Genomic DNA, 7,559 nt, shown 5'->3' on the forward strand with positions numbered 1-7,559 from the left:
GCATCCGAAGTATGTATCAATGTTTCGGCCGAGGCTAGGGGGCGGGCGCCGTGCGTGCCGGTGCCGTGGGATCAGCGCACCGGCTGGTCCTCGGCTGCCCCCGGCCGTTCGAACTGGGTGCGATGCAGCTCCTCGTACCGTCCTCCGGCGGCCAGCAGCTCCTCGTGCGTGCCCCGTTCGACGATCCGGCCGGCCTCGACCACCAGGATCAGGTCGGCGGCCCGGACCGTCGACAGACGGTGGGCGATCACCACGGCCGTGCGGCCCTCCAGCGCCTCGGCCAGCGCTTCCTGGACCGCGGCCTCCGAGGTGGAGTCCAGGTGTGCGGTCGCCTCGTCGAGGATCACCACCCGCTGACGGGCCAGCAGCAGCCGGGCGATGGTGAGCCGCTGGCGCTCGCCGCCCGAGAGCCGGTAGCCGCGTTCGCCGACCACCGTGTCCAGGCCGTCGGGCAGGGACGCCACCAGGCCGTCCAGCCGAGAACGGCGCAGCGCGTCCCAGATCTCCTCCTCGGTGGCCTCCGGCCTGGCGAGCAGCAGGTTCGCCCGCACCGATTCGTGGAAGAGGTGTCCGTCCTGCGTGACCATGCCCATCGTCTCGCGGATCGAATCGGCCGTCAGATCGCGTACGTCGACGCCGTTCAGCCGCACGGCGCCCGCGTCGGCGTCGTACAGCCGGGGGAGCAGCTGCGCGATCGTCGACTTCCCGGCCCCGGACGACCCGACGAGCGCGACCATCCTGCCCGGCTCCGCGGTGAACGAGACGTCGTGCAGCACCTGTGTGCCGTCCCCCGCGTCCAGGGTGGCTACCTCTTCGAGCGAGGCGAGGGAGACCTTGTCCGCGGAGGGGTAGCCGAAGGAGACCCCGTCGAACTCCACCGACACCGGTCCGTCCGGCACCCGGCGGGCATCCGGCTTCTCCGCGATCAGGGGCTTCAGGTCCAGGATCTCGAAGACCCGCTCGAAGCTCACCAGGGCGCTCATCACCTCGACCCGCGCTCCGGCCAGCGCCGTCAGGGGCGCGTAGAGCCGGGTGAGGAGCAGGGCCAGTGCGACGACGGCCCCCGGTTCCAGACTGCCGCTGAGCGCGTAGTGGCCGCCCAGCCCGTAGACCAGGGCGAGTGCCAGTGCCGACACCAGGGTGAGCGCGGTGACGAAGGTGGACTGGAGCATCGCCGTACGGACGCCGATGTCCCGCACCCGGCCGGCCCGCTCGGCGAATTCGGCGGACTCCTCGGCGGGACGTCCGAAGAGCTTGATGAGCGTCGCGCCCGGCGCCGAGAAGCGCTCGGTCATCTGGGTGCCCATGGTGGCGTTGTGGCCGGCGGCCTCCCGCTGGAGGTCCGCCATCCGGGCGCCCATCCTGCGGGCGGGGACGACGAACACGGGAAGCAGGACCAGGGCCAGCAGGGTGATCTGCCAGGAGATCGTCAGCATCACCGCCAGGGTGAGCAGCAGGGTGACCAGGTTGGAGACGACCCCGGACAGCGTGTTGCTGAACGCGCGCTGTGCGCCGATCACGTCGTTGTTGAGCCGGCTGACCAGCGCACCTGTCCTGGTCCGGGTGAAGAAGGCGACGGGCATCCGCTGCACGTGGTCGAACACGGCGGTGCGCAGATCGAGGATCAGCCCCTCACCGAGGGTGGCCGACAGCCACCGGATGAGGAGGCCGAGTCCCGCCTCCGCGACGGCGATCAGAGCGATGAGCAGGGCGAGCCCGGTGACCGCCCCGCCGTCCCCGCCCCGCACGATCGTGTCGACGACCCGTCCGGCCAGCACGGGGGTGGCGACCGCCAGCAGGGCGGTGACCGCGCTGAGGAGAAGGAACCGGAGGATCCTGCCCCGGTGCGGCCGGGCGAACGCCGCGATGCGGTGCAGCGTCGCCTTCGAGAAGGGTCTGCGGTCCTGCTGGGCTTCCATCGCGCTGCGCAGCGAATGCCACGCGGTGACTTCCATGTCCATGGTGACTCCTGGGTAGGCCGGTACTCAGGGCACGCTAGGACCTCGACCAAAGTCGAGGTCAAGCGTTCCCGTCTTCTTCACCCGTGAGGGCGGTCAGCGCGCCCTCACGGTGGCCATGACCTCCCGGTCCGGCTGCAGGGTCAGTGTGGGGACGGGGTTCACGGCGCCGGGGTCCACCTCCAGCTCGAAACGACGTGCCAGGACGGCGAGCACGAGCACCGCCTCGACCATCGCGAAGCGCGTACCGAGGCAGACCCGGGGGCCGCCGCCGAACGGATACCAGGCGTACTCCGGGATCTCGTCCCCCTGCTCCGCGTCCCAGCGCTCCGGGCGGAACACCTCGGGTTCGGGGAACCACCGGCCGTCCCGGTGCGTGGCCCACTGACTGCTCCACACCCGGGTGCCCTCCGGCACCGGAAGGCCGCCGAGCCTCGCCCCCTCCTTGGCGATCCCGGTGACCAGCCAGATCGTCGGATACAGCCGGAGGGTCTCCTTCACCACCGCCTGGGCGTACGTCAGCTGTGCGTAGTCCTCGATGCCCGGCTCCCGGTCGCCGAGTACCCGGTCCAGCTCCTCGGCGAGCGCCGCCCGGGCCCGCGGGTTGCGGGAGAGCAGGTACCAGGCCCAGACGAGCGTCGAACTCGTCGTCTCGTGACCGCCGATGTACAGGGTGACGGTCTCGTCGCGTATCTCCTTGTCGGAGAGGTGCGCCCCCGTCTCGTCCACCGCGGTGAGCAGCCGGCTCAGCAGGTCGGGGCGCTCCCCGTCACCGTCCCGGTGGCGGGCCACCACGCGCGCCACCTCGGCGTCGATCACCGCCGCGGCCTTCTTGATCCTCGCCCGTCCGGGAGTCGGCACCCAGTCGGGCAGGACCGCGCCGAGGCCGCTGAACTCCTTGCCGATCTCCTGCTGGGCGATGTCCATGGCCCGGCCCATCGACTCCGCGTCGGCCGGGGTGTCCACCCCGAAGATGGTGCGCACGGCGATCTTCTGCGTGAGGGCCGCCATCTCCCGCTTGATGTCGACGCGTGCGCCGGCCGACCAGGTGCCGGCCAGCTCCACCGCGCACGACGTCATGGTGGAGGCGTACGACTTCACCTGCCGGGGCCGCACCGAGGGCTGCACCAGCGACCGCTTGCGCCGCCAGTCGGCGCCGCGCGCCACCACGACACCGTTGCCCATGACCGTACGGAAGGCGATGCCCAGCAGAGGCTGGTCGAAGGTGCGTTCCGTCTCGGTGAGCAGTTCGCCGATGTACTCGGGATCGGCGACGAAGAGGCAGTCGTGGCGGCCGAAGCGCCAGCGCACCATGTCCCCGTAGCCGCGGAGCTGCTCGAAGAAGGCCAGGGGGTCCCTGCCGAACCGGGGCAGGGACCCCAGTAAGGGAAGGCCCCTCGGCCCCTGGACGATCCGGTGACCGCGCGGCTCGGTGCCGGAGGGCGCGCCGGTTTCCGTGGACATGGGGACTCCTGTCATCTTCCGTACGCGAGAGGTGAGTTGATGAGCCTAACGTCAGTCGGCCATGAGTTCGACGGAGATGCGCGGTGTGCCGCCCCGGACGCGCCGGAGGGCCGCAGGCGGTTCCCTGCGGCCCTCCGGCGGTGGTGCGCCCCGTGGTCAGACGCCCGGCGGCACCCGGGAGGGACGGCCGTTGCCACGGGTGAGGCCGTATCCGAACACCCCGGCCAGCGCGGCGAGTACACCACCCCCGACGGTCCACAGCCAGCGGCTGGTCCACCAGCCGGAGGACCAGCCGTCCTCCGGTTCGGTGGCGGCCGGGGCGCTGCCGCCCTTCGCCGAGACGGCGGACGCGCCCGGCACCACGGGCTCGGCGAGGGCGCCGTCCACGTCGGCGGCGCCGCCCTGGTCGGCCGAGTCGGCCTGCGTCTCGACGTGGACGGGAAGACCGAGGTCCTCCTCGGCCAGACCGACCACCGTCAGGCGTACGTAGTAGCTGCCGGGCAGCGGGTCGGACGCCCACGGCTCCGACCAGGCGCGCACGGTGCGCAGCACGCAGGAGAGCTCGACGGTTCCCGCGTCCGGCGCCGCCTTCCTGGTCTGGTGGCCGTACATGCAGGCCTGCCTGCGGCGGAGACCGTCGTACACGTCGATCTGCCAGGTGGACGCGCCGTGCCGGGTGGAGCTCTCCGGCAGGCTCACCTTCGCCCGGACGGTGGGGCGCTGCCCGGCGTCGGCGGGGAAGGCCCAGTACAGGTAGTCACCGGTGGAGGCTTCCGCCGTGGCCTTCTGCCCCTGCTGGATCGCCGTGGCGGTGCGGAAGGTGGTGCCGGCCTCGGTCGGACCGGCGGTCCCGCCGTCCGCGCTCGCGCTCGGTGACGGGTCGTCCGCGACCGCGGCACCCGCCGAGGTGAGCAGGGTGACGGCCGCCAGCAGCGCGCCGACGCCTCCGCGCCTCAGGGTGTTCCTGCGGGTGGTACGCATCAGTTGGTCCTCCATACGGCGACACGCCAGCGCGAGATCCAGCCGAACAGCAGGCCGGCGATCAGTCCGGTCAGGACCATGACGCCCAGCAGCCACCAGCCGCGGCCCAGGCCGAACGCGGCGACGTCGGCCGACTCGTCGGGAGCGTCCACCAGGTCGATGGTCAGCTCGACGGGCATCCCGGGCGTGGTCTTCACGGACGCGGGGGCCGAGAAGGAGTTGCCGAGCTGGAGGCACACCGCCTCGGCGGCGGGCTTCACGTCGCTGTCGGAGACATCGGCGTCGTCCTGCTCGGGCTTCGGATAGCGCAGCCCGGTGGAGATGGCGTCCGTACGTCCCGTGCCGGACTCCGCGCCCCGGACGATCTCGCGGCCGTGCGCGGTCACGGCACGCAGCAGGATCCCGTAGTCGTTGTCCACGGCGCGGTCGGCCGCCACGCTCACCGAGGCCCGCAGTTCCTGGCCGGGCAGGACGTTCACCCGGTACCAGCGGTGCTTGCCGATCTCCTGACGGTCCGTGTAGAGACCTGCCTGCAGCTCCGGGGCCGAGGCGCAGCTGCCCGCGCCCTCGGTCGCGACCGGGGTGACGACGGGCTCGGCGGCCCGGTCCACCAACTGCTTCACGCGGCCCGAGAGTTCATCGGTGTTCTGGACCGCGGTGTACGTGCCGCCGGTGGCCTCGGCGATACAGGTCAGCTGCTGCCGGATCTTGGCGTCGGGCACCAGGCCCAGCGTGTCGATGACCAGGTGGATACCCCGTGCGGCGATGTCACGCGCGACCTCGCAGGGATCGAGCGGGCCGCAGGTGTCCTCGCCGTCGGTGATCAGGACGATCCGGCGGGTGGAGTCACCGCCGTCGAGGTCGTCGGCGGCACCGAGCAGGGCGGGACCGATCGGGGTCCAGCCGGTCGGCGCCAGGGTGGCGACGGCGGTCTTGGCCTCCGTGCGGTCGAGCGGACCGACCGGGTAGAGCTGCTTGGTGTCCTTGCAGCCGACCTTCCGGTCGTCGCCCGGATAGTCGGCGCCGAGCGTGCGGATGCCGAGCTGGACCTCCTCGGGCACCGCGTCCAGGACGTCGTTGAACGCCTGCTTGGCGGCGGATATCCGGGACTCGCCGCCCATGTCCCGGGTGCGCATGGAGCCGCTGACGTCAAGGACCAGTTCGACCTTGGGTGACGCGGCGGCGGAAGGTTCGTCGGCGGCGGCCGGGAGGGCGGTGCCGAGCCCGGCGGCCAGGGTGGCGAGAAGGACGCACACCCCGGCCGTCAGCCGTTTTCTTATGATCATCGCCGGATCCTATTGAAGATCCGCGGTCATCCCCAAAACATCTGCGGCAGGCGCGATTTAAGGGTCCTGCCTCAGCCGCCGAGGAGGGGCTCCGAGGCCCTGTCCAGCACCGAACCGATCCGCTCCCACGTCTCGGTGTCCCTCTCGGCCGCGGGGAGTTCGGCGTCCTCGGACTTCTCGTTCCACCGGGCCGCGACGGCGACCGGATCGCCGCCGCCCGCCGCGGAGGCGGCGAGCGCGGCCGCGCCGAGCGCGACCAGCTCGCCGCTGCCCGGCACGATCAGGGGGCGGCCCGAGAGGCGGCGCACGGTCTCCACCCAGGTGCGGCCCTGCGCGCCGCCGCCGATCAGCCGGAGGGGCCGGCCGGCGACCTCGGGGTCGGCGGGGTCGAGGCCGCAGGCCAGCAGCAGTTCGTCGAGGGCGCGCAGCACGGTGAACGCCGCTCCCTCGTACGCCGCGCCCAGCAGTTGCTGCGGTGTGGTGTCGTGGCGCAGCCCCGTGAGCAGGCCGGACGAGGTGGGGAGGTCCGGGGTGCGCTCGCCGTCCAGGTAGGGCAGGAGCACGGCCTCGCCGCCGGGCGTCGCGTCGTCCCGGTGCAGTCCGAGCAGGGACGCCACCTTGTCGACCGCCAGGGTGCAGTTGAGGGTGCAGGCCAGGGGGAGGTACGTACCGTCGGCGCCGGCGAAGCCGGAGAGGGCCGTGGACGCCGGACGCGTCCGGGACGCGGCGAAGACCGTTCCCGAGGTACCGAGGCTCAGGACGGGGTGGTCCAGCAGTCCCGCGCCGCCCAGGCCGAGGCCCACGGCGGCGCTCATGTTGTCCCCGGTGCCCGCCGCGACGGCGATCCCGGCCGGCAAACCGAGTGCCTCGGCCGCGGAGTCCGTCAGCGAGCCGATCCGGGTCCCGCCCGTCGCGGCGACCTCGGGCAGCATGGAGACGCTCAGACCCAGTCGCTCCAGGAGGTCCGGGTCGTACGCGCCCGTCGCGGTGGAGTACCAGCAGGTGCCCGACGCGTCACCCGGGTCCGTCGCCGCGACACCGGCCAGCCGCTCCGTCAGGAAGTCGTGGGGCAGCCGCACCGAGGCCGTCGCCTCGGCGTTCGACGGGTCGTTCTCGCGCAGCCACCGCCACTTCGTCGCGGTCATGGACGCGACGGGCACGGTGCCGGTGCGCGCGGTCCACGCCTCGGGGCCGCCCAGCTCGGCGACGAGTGCCGCCGCCTGCGGCGCGGAGCGCGTGTCGTTCCACAGCAGCGCGGGGCGCAGCGGCCTTCCGGCCCGGTCGAGGGTCACGAGGCCGTGCTGCTGACCCGCGACCGCGATGCCGACCACGGAGGACGGGGAGAGCCCGGACTCCTTGAGTCCGGCCGCGACGGCGTCGCACAGGGCCAGCCACCAGACCTCGGGGTCGGTCTCGCGGGCCCCGCCCTCGCCGGTGACGACGTGCGGAGCGCGGCCGACGGCGAGCAGCTCACCGGTCTCGGTGTCGGTGACTGCAGCCTTGGTGGACTGGGTGGAGCTGTCCACGCCGATGACGACGGTACGCGGCGGCATGGGCTACCTCTTCTCGTGCGGGTTCGGCTGTGCTGGTTTTGGGAGTGCGACAAACAAATTACGTGATCGACGGCGTCCGGAACAGGGGCGCCCCTCGATTTGCCCTCCAGGGGGTTACCTCCTCACGGTGCCGTGTGCATAATTAATCATGTCAGTGAACAAATAGGCCCGGGGTACTGGCGACGGCTCCGGGGCCCAGGCAGGCGAAGGTGGACACCATGACGGACCGCTTCACTCCCACTCCCGCGGACAGGTTCACGTTCGGTCTGTGGACGGTGGGCTGGCGTGGCAACGACCCGTTCGGTGACGCGACGCGT

5 protein-coding genes are annotated in these 7,559 nt (G+C 72.2%); all 5 read right to left on the reverse strand.

The window, feature by feature from the left end; all coding sequences use genetic code 11:
• Positions 1-71: 71 nt before the first annotated feature.
• The 5 genes from IA22_RS0121275 to xylB all read right to left on the reverse strand — a co-directional run bounded on the left by IA22_RS0121275 (position 72) and on the right by xylB (position 7,242).
• A complete protein-coding gene (locus IA22_RS0121275; RefSeq protein WP_014152886.1) occupies positions 72-1,961 on the reverse strand; it encodes an ABC transporter ATP-binding protein in 1,890 nt (629 codons plus the stop codon).
• A 93-nt stretch (positions 1,962-2,054) separates the two neighbouring features.
• Positions 2,055-3,422 carry a cytochrome P450 gene (locus IA22_RS0121280; RefSeq protein ID WP_030124500.1) on the reverse strand — a complete coding sequence of 456 codons (1,368 nt, stop codon included), beginning with the start codon at positions 3,420-3,422 and terminating at the stop codon, positions 2,055-2,057.
• 156 nt (positions 3,423-3,578) lie between these two features.
• Positions 3,579-4,403, reverse strand: a complete 825-nt coding sequence (locus IA22_RS0121285) for a hypothetical protein (protein ID WP_030124501.1) — start codon at positions 4,401-4,403, stop codon at positions 3,579-3,581.
• On the reverse strand, positions 4,403-5,689 hold the full coding sequence (locus IA22_RS0121290; protein WP_015579608.1) for a VWA domain-containing protein: 1,287 nt from the start codon (positions 5,687-5,689) through the stop codon (positions 4,403-4,405). The genes IA22_RS0121285 and IA22_RS0121290 overlap by 1 nt, the downstream gene beginning before the upstream one ends.
• Before the next feature lie 71 nt (positions 5,690-5,760).
• Positions 5,761-7,242, reverse strand: coding sequence for a xylulokinase (xylB, locus tag IA22_RS0121295; protein ID WP_030124502.1), 1,482 nt, complete (start codon positions 7,240-7,242; stop codon positions 5,761-5,763).
• Positions 7,243-7,559: the final 317 nt, after the last annotated feature.

This window comes from Kitasatospora papulosa (assembly GCF_000717245.1).
Taxonomy (GTDB): Bacteria; Actinomycetota; Actinomycetes; order Streptomycetales; family Streptomycetaceae; genus Streptomyces; species Streptomyces papulosus.

What these genes read in the sequence shown, in the direction of transcription:
- IA22_RS0121275 (WP_014152886.1), bottom strand. Translation starts at nt 1,961, where the DNA reads ATGGACATGGAAGTCACCGCGTGGCATTCGCTGCGCAGCGCGATGGAA.
- IA22_RS0121280 (WP_030124500.1), bottom strand. Translation starts at nt 3,422, where the DNA reads ATGTCCACGGAAACCGGCGCGCCCTCCGGCACCGAGCCGCGCGGTCAC.
- IA22_RS0121285 (WP_030124501.1), bottom strand. Translation starts at nt 4,403, where the DNA reads ATGCGTACCACCCGCAGGAACACCCTGAGGCGCGGAGGCGTCGGCGCG.
- IA22_RS0121290 (WP_015579608.1), bottom strand. Translation starts at nt 5,689, where the DNA reads ATGATCATAAGAAAACGGCTGACGGCCGGGGTGTGCGTCCTTCTCGCC.
- xylB (WP_030124502.1), bottom strand. Translation starts at nt 7,242, where the DNA reads ATGCCGCCGCGTACCGTCGTCATCGGCGTGGACAGCTCCACCCAGTCC.